Consider the following 16882-nt stretch of genomic DNA (forward strand, 5'->3'; position numbering starts at 1 on the left):
GGTGGTGGCGATGACGCAGGACGGTGCGGGTGCGGTTGCGGGGGAGTCCGGGTCCGGGGTGATGATCGCGTTCGGGAGGCAACTGAAACTGCTGCGAACGCGGGCAGGGTTGGACCGGACGGAGTTCGGGAAGCGAGTGGGGTACGCGGGGCAGTCGGTCGCGTCGTTCGAGCAGGGGAGGCGGATTCCGCAGCCGGGGTTCATCGACAAGGCAGACGACATTCTGGATGCCGGGGGGCTACTGAAGGCGCTGAAGGAAGAGGTGGTGCGGGCACAGTATCCGGCGTTCTTCCGGGACGCGGCACGGTTGGAAGCCGGAGCTGCGGCGCTGTGCGTATACGGGGTCTACGCGATTCCGGGTCTGTTGCAGACGGCGGATTACGCGCGAGCCGGTTTCCAGATGGAGCGCCCGCTGCTGGACGACGAGGTCATTGAACAGGGCGTTCTGGCCCGACTGGCCAGACAGGAGATCTATGACCGACGCCCCGCTCCTTTGTTGAGCTTCATCGTCGAGGAGTCCGTACTTCATCGGCCGATCGGCGGTTCGTCGACTAGGTACGGTCAGTTGGAGCAGGTGCTCCACATCGGCAGGAAGCGAAACGTCGAGGTTCAGGTGATGCCGATGGATCGCGAGGACCACGGTGCTCTGGGGGGACCATTCACGCTGATCGACACCGCGCAGGGGCAGCGCATCGCGTACGCCGAAGTGCAGGGTGACAGCCGTCTCTATACCGCACAGTCGACGGTTCGTGAGCTCGAAGCCCGCTATGGCATCATCCGGTCTCAGGCACTCACCCCGAGTGAGTCTTCGGAGTTCATCGAGAAACTTCTGGGAGGGAGATGACCGTGCAGCGCATCGAACCGACTATGCCTGCGTTGGAGTGGTTCAAGAGCAGTTACAGCACCGGCAATGGCGGCGAGTGTGTCGAGGTTGCCACCGGATCCACCCACGTATTCGTCCGGGACTCGAAGCGGCTCGACGGACCGATGCTGACCGTTGGACCCGAGGCGTGGGTCGGGTTCGTTGGGCTGGTCACGGGCTGAGGGCACCGCAACAACGGGCTGCGTACCCACAAAAGAGTGAGTCGGCCGGTCTCGGAACTCGAAACCCGGAGCTCGGAGTTCGGGCTCCGAACCCCGGGTGCGTGGCGCGACGTTCAGCGGGCCACGGCGCGCCGTCGCTCGCGGGTGCTGCGGACGACGTATGCGGCGAGTGCGATCACACCCGTCCCGAACACGCCGTCTGCCAGCAGCCCTCCGGTGTCGTACGGCACCGAGGCCAGGAATCCTGGCGGGAGGAGCGCGAGGACCGGTGCCACGATCAGTGCAGCGGCCAGCGCCGGGGCGTAGCGGGCGCGGGCTACTGCCAGGGCGGCGGGCACGGCGAGGACCAGCGGGGTGAAGAAGAAGAGCAGATGCAGCGGATCGGGCCGTGCCGAAGTGGTGGTCCCTGGCCCGGAGGCCGCCTGAAAGGCCGTCACCGACCCGACCAGTAGCGGCACTCCCAGGGCCAGGGTGATCAGTGCCATCTTCTGACGGGCACCGCGAGTGGCGGGCGGCAGGTCGGGTGGTGCGGCGAGCACGAGGACGGCCGCCAGCGCGAGCCCGATGAGCGTCGACCGGTTCTGTACGAGCCCTTCCGCGCCGTCGGTCCAGCTGACCAGCGGCAGGGACACGGCCGCTCCGAACAGCGCGGCCCCGGCGGCGATTCGGGCGGTGGCCCAGCGGCCCGCCAGCGCGAAACCGAGGACGGCGAGCCAGGGAACGTAGGCGAGCGGGGTGTAGGCGTGCGCGCCGTCCCAGGGCAGCGGGGGGATCCGCCAGACGACGAGCAGCGTCAGGCTGAGTGCGGCGGCGACGGGGACGGTCAAGGGCAACAGCCCTGCCAGGAACCGGCCGCCGGGGCGGGCGGAGTTCAGGCCGGTGCGCAGGCGCAGTGCGTGACCGAGGACGGCGACCATTTCGAGGGCGCCTGCCAGCCGCCCTTCGTCGGCCCTGACGCAGGCGATGAGATCGCTGATCTCGGCTGCGTATGTGCGGCGGTAGTCGGGCGGGTATACGCGGGTGGTCCAGTGCGGCACGGGCGTGCTCATGCGGTGGCTCCGTCCGGTCGGTCGAGGTTGATTCCCAGGCGCCGCACCGCCTCGTCGGCGGTGGCGCGCAGGCGCTCGGCCTCGGCGGCGAGGAGGACGGAACCCGCGTCGGTGAGGGCGTAGGTGCGGCGCATCCGGCTGTCGACGACCTCCTCGCTCTCGACCCGGATGAGCCCCTGCTTGAGCAATCGTTCCAGCGCGCCGTACAGGGTGCCTGCTCGTAGGCGGACCCGGCCGCGAGAGATCGTCTCCACCTCCTTGATGAGTGCGTAGCCATGGCGGGGCGCGTCCGCGAGGGCAGTGAGAAGCAGGAGGGTCGGTTCCCGCAGCGATTGCTCGGTCATGGAGAAACCATATACCGGCTAGCGATATATGCCGTCACTGCCGTCATGCCGCCACCGCCATCAGTGATGTCGTCGGTGTCCACGTCCTGTTGTGCACTTCGGGCTGCGCCGGCCTGGGCACCGGAATCGCCCTGGGCGGCCGGACCTGACGGCGCCGCTCGGAAGGACCGGTGAACAATGGGCCCAGGCGCGTGCGTCACCCGGTGTTGTTCCCGGTTCGACGGCAGCGGGGCCACCGGCGAGAGGGGACAGGAGAGGTATGCCCAGATGGGGGCTGATCGTTGAGCAGAACATCGGGTTCGGCAGCAAGAACCGGATGTGGTCGGTCGGCGTGATGGGGCAGGTGGAGGGGACTCGCGAGGAGGCGCTGGCCGAGCTCCGGCAGCGGGCGGAGCGCTTCGAACCGGTGCATCCCAACACGCCGAAGCGCCGCAGGCTTTACCGGGACGGCGACGGATTCCTGATGGTCCTGGACGGCGCGTGGCAGACGTTTCATGTGCGGTTCTCGGTGGCGGAACAACTCTTCGACAGCGAGGAGTCCGAGCCGTCGAACACCGCACCCGAGGCGACGTCGGCGGCAGTGCGGGAGAGTCGGCCCGCCGTGGTCCAGGAGCCCGCGGGGCCGGTGCCCGACCCCGGGCCCCCGAAGCCCTGGGACGCGGATGTGCCGGACCTTCCTTCGTGGTGGGGACGCGACGACCTGGCGTGAGCGGCATACGCCGGCGGGCGGACCGGAGCCAGATGGGGGCCGAGGCCGGGACCGGGACCGGAGCGGAGCGGAGCCGGACCGGGCCGGTCGTGTTGCGGTCGGGGCCGCCTGGTTGCCGGAGCAGCCCCGACCGGAGCGCCGATCAGGCCGGTACACCTACGTACGAGGCCGGTGCCCCCGCTCCTGCTTCGGGAACTTCTGCGCCGCCCCGGGCAGCGTCGGCTTCGGCAGCGTCGCCACCTCTTCCTTCGCCTGTTCCAGCTGTTCCGCCGTGTCGTCCGGCAGGTGCGGCGGGCGGTGCCGGGTGTCGGAGAAGCGGAAGGCCGAGGTCAGGTCGCCGAAGGTGCGGCGGCGCCACTGGGTGATGTTGGGTTCCCGCACCCCCGTGAACTGCTCCAGGAACTGCAGCACCGAGGTGTGGTCGAACGCCTCGCCCGCTACCCAACCGCCTACGGTCCAGGGCGAGATGATGATCGACGGGACGCGGAATCCCCCGCCGATGGGCAGACCCTGGATGAACTCGTCCGTGGTACCGGCCTTCGGAGTGGGCGGCGCCACATGGTCGAACAGCCCGTCGTTCTCGTCGTAGTTGAGGATGAAGGCCGTCTTCGCCCACACCTTCGGGTTGGAGGCGATGGCCTCGATCTTCTGCGCCACGAAGTCCGCGCCCGCCGCCGGGAGATAGTCCGGGTGCTCGGACTGGTAGCTCGTCGGCATGATCCAGGAGACGGCCGGCAGACGGTCGTTGCGGGCGTCGTCCTCGAAGGTGCCCTCGGGCTGCGGACGCACACCGCGCTCGTACAGCTCGTCGCCCGGCTGGGCATCCCGGAACGTCCGGAAGTTCGTCAGCATGTTGCAGCCGTAGGAGTCCTCCTGCTGGTACACCTTCCAGCTGATGCCTGCCGCCTGGAGGCGCTCGGCGTAGGTCGTCCACCGGTACGGCTCGGGCACGGTGTTGTCGATGATCGGGCCGCCCTGAGCGCCGCCCGGGTCGATGGTGCCGGTCATCCAGTACATCCGGTTCGGCCAGGTGGGGCCGAACACGGAACAGAAGTAGTTGTCGCAGATGGTGAACGTCTCCGCGAGCGCGAACTGGAACGGGATGTCCTCCCGCGTGTAATACCCCATGACATAAGGGCCGTTGGCGCCGTCGGCCTTGCGGTGGGCGGGCAGCCACTGGTCCATCCTGCCGTTGTTCCATGCCTCGTGCTGCACGGACCAGGCGTGGCTGGTGGACGGAATGGCCTGGGCGCTGGAGGTGTGGGTGTCCAGGTGGAACGGCAGCAGGTAGCCCTTGGGGTTCACCGCGTCGGGCTGATAGAAGACCGAACGGCCGTTGTCCAGCTTCTGCGCGTGCGGGTCACTGAATCCGCGTACGCCGGAGAGCGTGCCGAAGTAGTGGTCGAAGGAGCGGTTCTCCTGCATCAGCATCACGACGTGTTCGATGTCGCGCATGGAGCCGTGGCGCGGCGGACCGGCCGCCACGGCCTTCTGCACGCTGGGTGGCAGCAGTGAGAGTGCGGCAGCGCCACCGACGGCACCGGCCGCTGATCCAAGGAGTCTGCGTCGCGTCAACTCGGCCATGAACGTCCCCTTCTCGATCGAGCTCGGTTCGAGTCCTGCTTCCGGACCCGACGGAACTCTTCCGGGCCCGGGTGTGAGGCGGAGGAAGGAGGAGATGAACAGGTGGCCAATACACCGGTGGCCGCGGTGCTCCCCGATCCTCCCGTGCGGATCGTGCGGATCGTGCGGATCGTGCGGATCGTGCGGATCGAGCGGATCATGCGGATCGGTCCGGGCCCCGGACGGGCCCGGACGCGCAGAACCCGCCTGGACCGTGGTCCGGCGGGTTCTGTCCCGGTGTGTCAGCCGTCAACTGTTGCGCCGTCAGCTCACCGGTGCGGTGTTGCGTAGGGCGGTGCTGTCCTCGCTGCGGGCCGGGACCGTACGCGGTATGAGATGCCGCTCGGCGAGGTGGCCGAAGAGCAGCCCGAAGGCGGTCCACAGCGTGAACTGGATGGCGAGTGCCGAGAGCCGGAACCGCCAGAGCAGCGTGGCCGGGAAGTCCTTCGGCACCTCGTTGATCGTCGGCAGGAACGCGTACGCCAGCCCGACCGCCACGAGGAACGCGGCCCCGGCCGTGATCGTGGCGTTCCAGTTGCCCAGACGGGGCGCCAGCCGCTTGCCCACCAGCACGGCGGCGACGGCGAGCAGCACGCTGAGCACGATCATCAGGAAGTACAGGGTGGTGCGTTTGCCGATGGTGTCGGGGCTGCCGACGGACGGCGGGTTCGCCGGGTACTTCAGGAAGGGCACGAGGTACACGGCGATCAGCGCGCTGACCGAGATCAGCACGGCGGTGGCACGCGGGCCGAACCTGCCGATACGGCCGAGTGCGACGCAGAACGCGAGCGCGGCGATGCCACCGACCGCGACACCGAAGACGAGCACCCCGGTGGCCAGCCCGGCCGTGGACTGGAGCGAACGGCTGACCAGTTCCTCTTCGTGCTCATGGCTGTGCGAGCCCTCGAAGGCGATGGCCGAGTCCACCTGCGGCTCACCGAGCAGATAGGCGACGATCAGCGCCAGCACACCGGCGACGAGCCCGGCGAGCATGCCACGGACCAGCAGTGCCCGGACGGATATGGAGTTCATGGAAGCGGATCCCCCGGGCGTCAGTGGCAGGGGAAGCCGAGGAGATGACGGCCGTCGTGAACCCACTCGTGCACGTCCGAACCGGAGACGAGCGAGGTCGCGCCCTGCTCGGCGCCGACGAAGTACAGCAGGATGAGCATGAGGATCCCGAAGAAGACCGCCCACGGGGCGATGGCCTTGAGGGAGATGGGTGCGATCGCCGGAGTGGCGGGGGCGCTCGGGGTGGGGGCAAGGGTGTTTGCCATGGCAGAACCTCCTGGGGAACACGCGTCCCGATCGTGGTACCTGAGACGAAGGCGCTGGGTCTGACTTCCCGGGTTTCGGGTTCACAGTGGCGCGACCGTGCCGGATTCTCACCGGACTTCCGTCACACCTTCGTCGTGTCCACGTGACGGTACCGCCTGCCCGTCCACTCCGCTACGGCGCACCGGCGGTCCGGCAACGCACCGTGACCCGGACCCGCACCCCCCAACCCCCGTGATGTGCCCGCCTCATGAGGGACCGGAGAACGCGACCGGTGCAGGGACGGCAGTACGAGTGATGTGGGTCTCACCAGCGTGGCGCAGCAACACGGGACCGACGCCGGAGAGCGCCGGGAATCACACGGCCGGGCCGCCTCTGAGGGAATGATCGCTGTTCATGGCAGGCTGAACCCCTTGTGCACCATCAACATCTACAGACGCAAAGGACAGGGCGGACATGGGTGAGCTGATTCTCGTGCGGCACGGTGAGACCAGCTGGAGCCGCACGATGAAACACACCAGCTGGACGGATCTTCCGCTGACGGCGTTCGGTGAGGACCAGGCGCGCGCGGTCGCCCCGCTGCTGGCCGAGCGCCGGATCGCCCTCACCCTGACCAGCCCCCTCGCCCGCGCCAGGCGCACCGCCGAGCTGGCCGGGCTCAGCCCCGCGTACCCCGACACCGACCTGCACGAATGGGACTACGGGGCGTACGAGGGCATCACCACCGTGGAGATCCACCGGGACCGGCCCGACTGGGACCTGTGGACCGACGGGGTGGCCGAGGGCCCGCCCGAGCACCCCGGTGAGACCCCCGAGCAGGTCGGCGCGCGAGCGGACCGGGTGCTGGCCACCGTCGACAAGGCGCTGCGCGACGCCGACCTCGACGGGCAGGGCGGAGACGTCGTGGTGGTCGGCCACGCCCATTTCCTGCGGGTGCTGACCGCTCGCCGCCTCGGGCTCCCGGCGTCCGGCGGATCGCTCTTCCGGCTGGACACCGCGTCGGTGAGCCGGATCGGTACCGAGCACGGCCGTCCCGTCGTCGCCGCGTGGAATCAGGTGCCCGCCGTCACGGCGTGACGGCTCCGACCCCCGCCGTGGTCTCCACTTCGAGCAGTGAGGCGCTCTGCCGCTCGGCCTCGAAGGCGGCGTGGCCGCCGCGCAACCCGAACAGCCGCTTGCCGAGCAGGATGTACAGGACGGCCAGGATGTTGATCGTCAGGGTGGCGATCTTCAGCCAACTGACCTTCTCGGTCAGCTCGTAGACCTCCAGGGGCAGGAAGACGGCGGTCGCCACCACGGTCAGGTACTCGGCCCAGCGCTTGGCCCGCCACAGCCCGACACCTTCGATGATCTCGATCAGCGCGTACGCCAGCAGCAGTACGGCCACCAGCATCAGCGTGGAGTGCTTGTAGCCGAAGGTCTTCTGAATCGTGCCGACCACCGGCGAGTGGTCCAGGTCGTAGTGGAAGTGCCGGAACACCGGACGCAGCACGTCCAGGTTCTCGTCGAAGAGCCTGCGCACCGCGTCCTGGCTGTTGCTGAACTTCCATACGGCCACCGCCGCCAGCACGATGAACACCCCGCGCACCGCCCGCTCCACGGCGAGGAAGCGCAGGATGAACAGGTCGCGCAGCACCTTGCCGCGCGGTACGAGCGGGGCCTCGTCCGCGGGGCCCGATCCGTGCGGGTCGCCCAGGGCGAAGTCCCCGCACCGCAGACAGCGCCAGGCCTCGCCCAGCCGCGTCTCGGCGCGCAGCCGCTCCGCCAGTTCCGGCTCCTGCGGGACATAGGTCACGTGCCCGCGCCGTGCGCAGGTGCGCCGGTCCCAGTCGATCTTCAGCATTCGTTTCCCCGTGAGTCAGTGGTCGTGTGCGTACGTTCTGCGGACGGTCGGCCGGGACCCGCACGTATGTGCTGGGCGCAGCCTCGGCCCGGACCGTAGCAACGCATGTTATGCGCCAGATGGCGAGCCGCCCCAGGCGATCCCTTGACGCCGGCGATCACGCTCTGGAATTGTCCCGACGCAGTGAGCCGCAAGTGCATGCTTCGCCCCACATCGGAGGATGGACATGAACGTGACCGCCCAGGAAGAACTCCGGACCGAGGCCTCCCAGGTGCTCGATCTCACCATCGGTGAGCTGGAGACGGAAATCCCGGACTACGAGAGCGCCCGCCCCATCAGCTGTATGGCCGGCGGCTACTGCCTTCCGTAACCGGCGGACGGCAGGCTGTGCGCCAGTCACCCGAACTGCCCCCGGCCGCCGCGCGGTTGATCCGCGCGGCGGCGCGGGGAGGGGCCACGGAGGCCTTTCCGCCCGTGGTCACCGCGGGGCCTGACGGCACGGTGGCCAGGGACCCGGGCCCCCACGGGGAGGCCGTTGCCCATCGGCTCGGCGAGCTGCTGGCCGGACCCGCCTTCACTCCGCTGCTCGACCTGCTGGAACGGCTGGAGAGCTGGTGCGGGTCCCTCGCTCCCGAACTCTCCGGACTCTGCGCGGGCGCTCTGCCCGAACTCTCCGGGCTCTGCACCGGCGCTCTCTCCGGGCATCCCGCTGCGCCCTCCACCGTGCCCCCTGCCACCGTGCCCTCTCCCGTTGCACCGTCTTCCACGGCTTCTTCCGGAGGGCTGCTCAGCACGCAGAACACCGCGCTCTTCGGGCCGCTCGTCCTGGAGGTCTTCACGGCCTGTGCGACGGCGCCCGCCGACACGGCCCGGCGCTTCGCGACCGAACGGGGCGCACAGTTCCAGCGCGCCCTCGGCCTCTTCCTCCGCCGCCTCCACCGTGACCTGCGGGGCCCCGACTGGCCGGAAGGGCCGCGATGCCGGGGAACGCTGGTCGCCCTGAGCGCGTACGGCGAGGAGACGCACAACGGCGGACAGCGCGTGCTGCGCGCGCGGTTCAGCGGCGGTGGCTCCGTTGCGTACAAACCACGCCCCGCTTCCGGCGAAGCCCTGTTCCTCGCCACCGAGGGCTCGGTATTCGCCCTGCTCAACGCCCTGCCCGCCGCCTCGGGCGAGATCCTGCTGCCCACGCTGCGCTGCTGGACCGGCAACGGCGGCGACCGGCACGCCTACAGCTGGCAGGAGTGGATCGAGCCGCCCCTGCAGGCCGGAGTGCTGCGCAGCTCGGGCCGGTGGCGGCAGACCGGCACCGTACTCACCGAAGCCCGGACCGGGCCCTTCTGGCATCGCGCCGGATCGCTGGCCGCGGCGGCCTTTGCCTTCGGCTTCTCGGATCTGATCGGCGACAACCTGCTGACCGGGTCGCGGGACGGGGTCGACGGTCCGCTGCTCCACCCCGTCGACCTGGAAGTGTTCCTGGCCGCGACGCCCCGGCTGTACGACACCCATCTCGTCCACGACCCCGCCATGGGCGACCAGCACCATGTGGGACTGGAGTCCGGGGAGCTGTGGTGCGGCCCCGAGGGCCCCGCGCTCTGCTGGCGGGCATCGGAGGGGGGCGGGCTGGAACTCCAGCGCAGGACAAGGCCGTTCACCCGGCAGGCGTCGCGGTCCGTCGTCGGTGACCACCTGGGCAGGACCGGGTACGGGCCGCATCTGACCGCGCTGCTGCGGGGCATGTTCGACGCCTGGACGCTGCTGTGCCGCCACCGTGACGAGGTCTCCGGATTCATCGAGGAGCGCCGCGCGCACCACTACGTACGGGTGATCGCCCGAACCACTTCCGCGTACGCCGAAGCCGTCACGTCCCTGGACCCCGCGGCGCGCGCGGGCTTCACCCCCGACGAGCGGGCCCAGCTCGCGCGTGGCGACGCGCCGTACTTCTTCCGCACCGCCGACGGCGGCCCGCTGCTCGTACTGGAACCCTCCCCGGACGGATTCCGGCCGGTGCCCGCGGCCGGGGCCCCATCCGCCGAGAGCTGGTGGCCACCGGCCGGCGGCACCTCGACGGCGGACCGGCTCACACTGGCGGCGCTCGGCATCGCGCTGCGCGACGCGGTGCGGTACGTCTTCGCGGACACCGCACACCACGTCCACGACGAGCGGTCCGGCGTACGGCTCGACCTGCCGGGGCCCCGGCACGGCCGGGTCGCCTTCGACTGGGCGGAGACCGGTCGCCGCATCACCTACACCTGGGACGCCGCCGCGGTGCGCGTCGGCGTCGAAGAGCTGTCGGCCCCGCTCGCGCCGCTGCCGCTCGCGCCCGACACGGACATCGGCCGGTGGATGTGCGCACTCGACCGTGCCGACGCCGCGCTGCGCGAGCGCTGGACGGCGACCGGGTTCACCGACGGAGCGCTGGAGGTACGGCTGGGACGGCTGGTCCGCGCGGGCATCCGCCGGCTGCGCGGTGTCGTCGAGCGCTACGGCTGGCCCGACCGGCCGCTCGTGGGCCCCGCCGCGGCGGGCGCCGCCGCCCGGCTGCTCCAGCACGCCGATGACGAACTCGGCTTCCGCAAAGAGGCGTTGGAGCTGATGAGGAAGTCGGCGGAGGCCGGGCGGACGCCCTGGCGCGAAGTGGCCGGGGTGACCGACTCGGTGCGGCTGTCCGAGAACCGGCCACAGCTGTACGGCACCAGGTTCACCCGGGCCGGCGGAGTCCTGCGGCCCTTCCCGATCGAGGACTCCGAGGACCTCGCGGAGATCGACCGGCGCAGAGCCGGAATGGGACTTGAGCCGTTGCGGCAGTACACCGCGCGCATCCGGGAGCGCTTCCCGCTCGACGCCGCCACCAGGAGGCCGACACCATGAACGACGAACCGGTCGACTGGGTGAACTTCGCCGCGTACCACTGGGGGAAGGGGCCCGTGGTCCTGCCCGGGGGCCGGTCGGTGGACCCGCAGCGGGTGCACGAGGTGATCACCGCCGCGAGCGCGCCCTTCCACGCGGGCACCCGGGTACGCGCCATGCCCGACGTCCGGTTCCTCACCACCCGGGGGCGGCTACCCGCTCCGGGCTCCCTGCTGCCGACCCCCGCGGACGGTGACACGGAAAGCTATCTGGCCAGACTCCGTACCGAACTACCTGATGAGGGAGCGTTGTTGACGGTTCGGCATCCCCTGCTCATCGACTTCGGACTCTGGTCGCGGGTGCGGGAACTGCTCGCGGGCCTCTGGCAGCAGGTCGGCTGGCCCGTCGTGCCGGTCGCCGCCGAGCTGACGGTGGGGGAGCGGTACGTCCGCACCTCGGGCGCCCCGGGCCCGGCCGGCGCGGCGCATCTCACCTGGGTGCTGACCGGCGCCATGACCGTCCGCGTGTGGCAGGACCCGGACCGGGAATGGAGCGAATTCGCCGTCCGTGCAGGGGAGTTGATGTACCTGCCCGACGGGTACCGGTTCGCCGACCAGTACGGCGACGGTGTGACGACCCTGCGGATCACCGTCCCGGTGCGGCAGACCGCCGCCCTGGCGACCGTGCAGGACCTGCTCGCCGAACGGGCCCAGCGGCAGCCGGAGTTCGCCGCCGGACCGGCCTTCCTGCCCTTCCCCGCTCCGACGGCTCCCGACGGCTCGTTCCGGTCGGCGGAGCCGCTCCCGGCGACTGCCCGACTCGTCGGACAGCTGGCCCACGGACCGGAGTTGGAGCGGACCCTGCGAAACCGGTGGGCGGCCCGCAGATCCGCGGCCGGTCTTGAGCCCGTACCGCCGCCCCGCGCCGCCAGGGACCTCGGACCCGGTCAGCGGTTCCGGGTGACGGCGGAGATCTTCCGGATGGCCGACGGACCCGGATCCGCGGTCTGGGCGATCAACGGCCACCTCCTCCCGGTCGCCGGGGCGGCGGGAGAACGGATCCCGGCCGCTCTGCCGCCCGGCCGGGAGACCACGGTGGACGAGCTGGCCCGCGTCCTGGAGGTGCCCCCTGACAGCGAAGGACTGCGCGCACTGACGCGTGCGCTGTACCGGACCCGGGCGATCGAACCGCTGGAAGGCGCAGCCCCATGACCGAGATCGCTGTACTGGAGACCCTGGACTGGGAGAAGTTCGCGGCGGAGTACTGGGACCGGCGGCCGGTGCTCATCAAGTCCGTCGGCGCACCGCCCTTCGTGGAGTCCGAGGTCTTCCGGGCCGCCGTGGCGGGGAGCGTGCCCCCGGGGCCGTACGGCATGCCGCCCACCGCGCAGTTCACGGTCGGCCGCCATCAACTGACCGAGCCCGGACGCCACTTCCCGCAGCTGGACGACGTCACCTTCGACGGCTACCACAAGCGCGTGGCGGGCCTGCTGGACGGCGAGCGCTACGCCCTCGTGATGCAGGGGTTCCACACCTTCCACCACCCCCAGTGGGCCCGCGAACGCGCCTTCTACGCAGGGTTGTGGAACGAGGTGGGACAGCCCTTGCAGAGTGCGATCACGGCGCTGTTCCACGGGACGTACGAGCACAGCCCGGTGGGCGTGCACCGCGACCGCTACGCCACCTTCATGTTCGCGTTGCGCGGCCACAAGCGCATGCGCTTCTGGCCCGAGCGCCCGTGGACCGAGGAGGTGACGACGGTCCTGGACTACCGGCCGTACCTGGCGGGCTCCTTCACCGCCGAGGCCGACCCCGGCGACCTGCTGTACTGGCCGTCCCGCTACTACCACGTGGGGGAGAGCGGCGACGACCCGGACACCGCGACGACCAGCGTCAACGTCGGCATCCCGCGCGAGGTCAGACAGGCGGACTTCGAGATCCACGACCTGCTGTACGACCTGACGCCGGACACCCTGCTGACACTCGCCCACGACCCCGGGCAGCTGCCGGCCCCCACCGGCCACGCCCCGCTGACCGTGCCGCCCGAGGAGGCGGGGACGGAACTGCCCGCGGTGCTCCCGGCCGCACTGGAGCAGGCGCTGGCCCACTTCAGGACGGCGGCCGACGACACCGGCGCCGCGTGGCAGGTGGCCCGCAGATCGCTCGCCCACGGGACGGCGGGCGGCTTCCGCCCGGTGCCCCCGCCCGCCGGTCCCCGACCACCGGACGGTCCCGGCGACGGCGCGGTCCGGGCGGCCGAGCCGGTGCTGTGGGCCGAGGCGGGCGGCCGTAGGTTCTTCGCCGCGGCAGGACATGTGGCCGAGACCCCGCTGCCCGCCGCCGACCTGTCCGCCCTGCTCGGTGTCCTCAACGCGGGCGGCACACTCACCCCGCGGGAACTGCCCGCCGGGGCGCGGTCCGTGCTGGCCGCGCTGGAGTCCTTCCGGGCGCTGAAGCACGGCTGAGGGGCTGTCGCGGTGGACCTCCGAAGGCCGCCGCGCCCCGACGTGCTCCCCCCCGCCGTGCTCCGGTCACTCCTGCCCGTCGTCCCCGGCTCTGCGCCGGCGGGCGACCTCGGCACGGTAGCCGCCGGGCGCGCCTTCCCTGCGTACGGACATTGCGTCCGTGAGGAACTCGGCGACCGCGGAGGCGGGTTCACCCGGACCGTACGGATGGAACGCCGTCTCCCGCCGCAACCCGGACCGCAGCGCCTCGGCCCGGACCGGCTGGACCGCGAGCAGCGGCAGGTGCCGGGACAGCCGCACCTCCTCGTCCGTCCGGCGGAAACGCAGATTGGCGATCAGCGGGCCGTGCCACCAGTCCGACTCGACGACCCCCTCCAGGACTTCGTGGACCAGGCTGCCGGGCCGGTTCGGGATGCCCCGGACCAGCAGGTGCCAGCCCGGCGCCGTACGGGCCAGCAGACCCGTCCAGATCTGCAGTACGCCCGGCTCCGGGAGGGCGCTGAGCACCGGCAGATGCTCCGTGATGTCCTGCGGCGGGCTCACCCCGCGCAACCGGCAGACATCGGCGACGGAGAGATGCTGGAGCGGCAGCCACTCGCTGCTGCCGGACGGGCGGTAGGCGAACGAAGCTCCGTCCCACTTCAGCGAGCAGTCCAGTGGCGGACGGGTGTACCAGCCGTGTCCGGCCGCCGCGCGGAACGGCTCGCAGTGCGTCACGGCGCGGAAGGGCGGCGATCCTTCGAGGGCCGGGTCGGCGGGGGTCGGCTCGATCGCCCCGGAGAAGCATCCGTGGAAGGAGAAAGTGGTCATGTTGGCAGCTCCTTCAGGGCAGAGGAGATTCGAAGATTACTGCCAACGCCTTCCGGGCAAGCGAACTTCTGCCCGAACGTGAACTGGTCCTCGGGACCGCCCCGCAGCGCCGACCTGCCGGGATAGTCTCGGAATCCGCATGCCTGGCAGGGGAGGAACGATGGGGTCCCGGAAGGAACGGCCGCTCGCCGTAACGCTGCTGGAGCGCGAGGAAGAGATCGCCGCCGGGGCGCACGCCGTGGAGGCGCTGTGCACCGGGGAGTCCGCCGGAGGCCTCCTCATCTGCAGGGGCGAGGCAGGTCTCGGCAAGACCGCGCTGCTCGCCGCGCTGAGCGGTCTCGCGGCCGGGCGCTGCACGGTGTGGTCCGCCCGCGGCGGTGAGACGCTCACCTCGGTCCCCTTCCACGTCGTACGCCAACTCCTCATGCCCGCACTGACGATGCCCGGCACCGGCGACCCGCGCGAGCTGCTCGGTGACCGGTACGACATCGTGGGACCCGCGCTCGGTATCACCCCGCCCAGTGCCCAGCAGGCCGACCCGCAGGGCGTCCGGGACGGTCTGGACGCGGTGGTCGTGCGGCTCGCGGAGATCTGCGGTCCGCTCGTGCTGGTGGTCGACGACGCGCAGTGGTGCGATCTGGAGACGCTCGCCTGGCTGGCCTCCTTCGCCCGCCGGCCGGGCGGACTGCCGGTGCTCGTGCTGCTCGCCTACCGGACGGGGGACGCGGTCGGCGACACCGCCGAATACCTCGGACTGCTCGATGACGCCGCGCAGCAGCACGTGTCGCTGCGCGCCCTCACCCCCGATGCCACCGCGCAGCTCTCCCGCAGAGCACTCGGTGAGCACGCGGACGACCCGTTCTGCCGCGAGGTGTGGGCGGTCACCGGCGGAAACGCGTACGAGACCGTGGAACTGCTGGCCAGAGTCCAGGACGACGCGCTGGAACCGGTCGAGGACTCGGCCGGATCGCTGCGCGCGCTCGGCGCCTCGGCGCGCGGGTCGGGACTGATCGCCCGGCTGGAGGAGCTGGGCGCGGCGACCACCCGGCTCGCCTGGGCCGCGGCGATCCTGGGCACGGACATCTCGCTGAGCCTGGCCGGATCGCTGGCGGGCATGGGACAGGCGCAGGCCGCCGAGTGCGCCGAACGGCTGCGGTCGGCCCGCATCCTGACCGGTACCGACCCGATGGAGTTCGCCCATCCGCTGATCGCGAGCGCCGTCTACCGCGCGGTTCCGCCCGCCACCCGTACCGCGTTCCACGGCCAGGCGGCCTGGGCGGTCACCATGGACGGGCGGGGCGCGGCAGCCGCGGCCCCGCATCTGCTCCAGGTCCATCCCGACGACGACCCGGAGCTGGTCGCGCAGTTGCGCGAGGCCGCCGCCGAACACCTCGCGGTGGGGGCGCCGGACGCGGCCAGGCGCTGTCTGGAACGGGCCCTGGAGGAACCGCCGTTGCCCACGGTGCGGGCCAGCGTCCTGTACGAGCTGGGCTGCGCCACGCTGCTGACCTCACCGGCCACCACGGCCGCGCATCTGCGGGCCGCACTCGCCCTCCCCGGTCTCGACAGCGAACTTCGGGTGGACGCCGTCTTCCGGCTCTCCCAGGCGCTGACCCACAACAACCAGACCAGGCAAGCGGCGCAGGTGGTGGCCGCCGAGGCCGAGCGGACCGAGCCGGGACCCGCCCGGCGGCGGCTGCAGACCGCGCACTTCCTCTGGGAAGGCGTGCAGGCCGTCGAGGACGACGGTCCGGCGCGCTCCCGCCGTCTCGCGGCGATGGCCGACAGCCTCACCGGCCAGGACAACTCCGAACGGATCCTGCTCATACTGCGGGCCTTCGACGGCACCGCCCGCGGGGAGAGCGCCGAGGAGATCGTCGAGTTCTGCGACCGCGCCCTGGTCAACGGGCGCCTCGCGCCGGGCATCGGCTGGACGGGTACGTCGTGGGGGTTCGAACCCGCGGCCCTGCTGGGCCTCTCGTACGCCTACGCGGACCGGCTCGACCGGGCCGAGAGTCTCTTCTCCGAGGCGTTGCGCTCGTTCGAGGTGTCCGGCTGGAGCGGTGGTCATCTGTCCTTCGCCAACGCACTCGTCGGCTATCTCCAGCGCAGGCGCGGCCGGCTGGCGGAGGCCGAGAGCTATCTGCGCGAGAGCCTGCGCCTCGCGGACCGGGTGGGCAACGGCCTGCCGATGAACTGGGACGCCGCGTGCATGCTCATCGACACGCTGCTGGCCCGCGGCCATGTCACGGCGGCGCAGGAAGCCGCGGATCGCTACGGATTCGCGCCTCCCTACCCGTCCACGATCGTCATCCCGGACGCGCCCTCGGTACGCGGCAGGCTCCTGCTCGCCCGCGGCCGGACGAAGGAGGCCATCGCCGAACTCGAAGGCGCGGGCGAGGCGTTGAACAGCCGGGGCAGGCACAACAGCATCATGGCGCCGTGGGCCGGAGACCTGGTGCGGGCGCTCGCCACCGAGGACCCGGCCCGCGCGGCGGAGCTGGTGACGTACGTCCGGGACCGGGCCGAGCGCTTCGGCACGGACACCGCGATCGGTGAATCCCTGCGCATCGCGGCGATGCTGGAGACCGGCGGGCGGGCGATGGACCTGCTCGGCGGAGCGGTCGCCTATCTCGAAGCCTCGCCCTGCGCGTACGAACATGCGCTGGCCCGCGTCGAATTCGGCATCGTGGCCCGGTCCGAGCCCGATCTCAGCCGGGGTCTCGCCCTCGCCGAGTCCTGCGGCGCCGACGGCCTCGCGGCCCGCGCCAGGCAGGCCATCTACCACGGCGGACGCTGAGGTCCGCGTCAGGCGCTGAGGTCAACACCGCCCCATTCGTGTGTAGTTGGTACACAAGTTCGGTCACTCCC

At 71.1% G+C, this 16882-nt stretch carries 16 protein-coding genes and 1 riboswitch; of the genes, 9 read left to right on the forward strand and 7 right to left on the reverse strand.

From position 1 onward, the window contains the following. The first annotated feature begins 10 nt into the window (after positions 1-10). Positions 11-844, forward strand: coding sequence for a helix-turn-helix transcriptional regulator (locus NBY69_RS21505; RefSeq protein WP_250303137.1), 834 nt, complete (start codon positions 11-13; stop codon positions 842-844). Then, positions 841-1044: a DUF397 domain-containing protein gene (locus NBY69_RS21510; protein ID WP_374211319.1), complete on the forward strand. Its 204-nt coding sequence runs from the start codon at positions 841-843 to the stop codon at positions 1042-1044. Before NBY69_RS21505 ends, NBY69_RS21510 begins: the two co-directional genes overlap by 4 nt. A 113-nt stretch (positions 1045-1157) precedes the next feature. Here NBY69_RS21510 and NBY69_RS21515 read toward each other — a convergent pair whose 3' ends face one another. Then, a complete protein-coding gene (locus NBY69_RS21515; protein ID WP_250302762.1) occupies positions 1158-2093 on the reverse strand; it encodes a hypothetical protein in 936 nt (311 codons plus the stop codon). After that, a complete protein-coding gene (locus tag NBY69_RS21520) occupies positions 2090-2437 on the reverse strand; it encodes a PadR family transcriptional regulator (protein WP_250302764.1) in 348 nt (115 codons plus the stop codon). Before NBY69_RS21520 ends, NBY69_RS21515 begins: the two co-directional genes overlap by 4 nt. A gap of 259 nt (positions 2438-2696) precedes the next feature. Here NBY69_RS21520 and NBY69_RS21525 point away from each other — a divergent pair, with 259 nt between their 5' ends. Continuing rightward, positions 2697-3146, forward strand: coding sequence for a hypothetical protein (locus tag NBY69_RS21525; RefSeq protein WP_250302766.1), 450 nt, complete (start codon positions 2697-2699; stop codon positions 3144-3146). A gap of 156 nt (positions 3147-3302) precedes the next feature. On the opposite strand, the gene NBY69_RS21530 is transcribed toward NBY69_RS21525, so the two are convergent. The 3 genes from NBY69_RS21530 to NBY69_RS21540 form a co-directional block, all read right to left on the reverse strand. Then, on the reverse strand, positions 3303-4730 hold the full coding sequence (locus NBY69_RS21530; RefSeq protein WP_250302767.1) for an alkaline phosphatase family protein: 1428 nt from the start codon (positions 4728-4730) through the stop codon (positions 3303-3305). A gap of 303 nt (positions 4731-5033) precedes the next feature. After that, positions 5034-5801 (reverse strand): CbtA family protein, encoded by a 768-nt coding sequence (locus NBY69_RS21535; RefSeq protein ID WP_250302768.1) that lies wholly within the window; start codon positions 5799-5801, stop codon positions 5034-5036. Between the two features lie 20 nt (positions 5802-5821). Further along, positions 5822-6046, reverse strand: coding sequence for a CbtB-domain containing protein (locus NBY69_RS21540; RefSeq protein WP_250302769.1), 225 nt, complete (start codon positions 6044-6046; stop codon positions 5822-5824). 2 nt (positions 6047-6048) lie between these two features. Further along, a riboswitch (adenosylcobalamin (AdoCbl) riboswitch) is annotated at positions 6049-6193 on the reverse strand. A 307-nt stretch (positions 6194-6500) separates the two neighbouring features. Here NBY69_RS21540 and NBY69_RS21545 point away from each other — a divergent pair. Then, the gene (locus tag NBY69_RS21545; protein ID WP_250302770.1) at positions 6501-7121 is read left to right on the forward strand and encodes a histidine phosphatase family protein; all 621 of its coding nucleotides are present in this window, start codon (positions 6501-6503) and stop codon (positions 7119-7121) included. Here NBY69_RS21545 and NBY69_RS21550 read toward each other — a convergent pair. After that, positions 7111-7884: a DUF2127 domain-containing protein gene (locus NBY69_RS21550; RefSeq protein ID WP_250303139.1), complete on the reverse strand. Its 774-nt coding sequence runs from the start codon at positions 7882-7884 to the stop codon at positions 7111-7113. The two genes, NBY69_RS21545 and NBY69_RS21550, sit on opposite strands and share 11 nt — an antisense overlap. Positions 7885-8113: 229 nt before the next feature. On the opposite strand from NBY69_RS21550, the gene NBY69_RS21555 reads away from it, so the two are divergent. From NBY69_RS21555 to NBY69_RS21570, 4 genes are read left to right on the forward strand one after another with little or no spacing between them, the layout of a single operon-like run. Then, a complete protein-coding gene (locus NBY69_RS21555; protein WP_250302772.1) occupies positions 8114-8257 on the forward strand; it encodes a hypothetical protein in 144 nt (47 codons plus the stop codon). Positions 8258-8274: 17 nt separating this feature from the next. Continuing rightward, complete coding sequence (locus NBY69_RS21560) at positions 8275-10758, forward strand: DUF4135 domain-containing protein (protein ID WP_250302774.1); 2484 nt, start codon at positions 8275-8277, stop codon at positions 10756-10758. After that, complete coding sequence (locus NBY69_RS21565; protein ID WP_250302776.1) at positions 10755-11948, forward strand: hypothetical protein; 1194 nt, start codon at positions 10755-10757, stop codon at positions 11946-11948. The genes NBY69_RS21560 and NBY69_RS21565 overlap by 4 nt, the downstream gene beginning before the upstream one ends. Next, positions 11945-13201, forward strand: coding sequence for a cupin domain-containing protein (locus NBY69_RS21570; protein ID WP_250302778.1), 1257 nt, complete (start codon positions 11945-11947; stop codon positions 13199-13201). The genes NBY69_RS21565 and NBY69_RS21570 overlap by 4 nt, the downstream gene beginning before the upstream one ends. Before the next feature lie 66 nt (positions 13202-13267). Here the strand turns inward: NBY69_RS21570 and NBY69_RS21575 are convergent, their stop codons facing one another. Continuing rightward, on the reverse strand, positions 13268-14011 hold the full coding sequence (locus NBY69_RS21575; RefSeq protein WP_250302779.1) for a DUF6065 family protein: 744 nt from the start codon (positions 14009-14011) through the stop codon (positions 13268-13270). A gap of 160 nt (positions 14012-14171) precedes the next feature. On the opposite strand from NBY69_RS21575, the gene NBY69_RS21580 reads away from it, so the two are divergent. Then, complete coding sequence (locus NBY69_RS21580) at positions 14172-16811, forward strand: AAA family ATPase (protein ID WP_250302781.1); 2640 nt, start codon at positions 14172-14174, stop codon at positions 16809-16811. Positions 16812-16882 lie beyond the last annotated feature (71 nt).

The sequence above is a fragment of the Streptomyces sp. A 4/2 genome (genome assembly GCF_940670765.1).
In the GTDB taxonomy this organism is placed as follows: Bacteria; Actinomycetota; Actinomycetes; order Streptomycetales; family Streptomycetaceae; genus Streptomyces.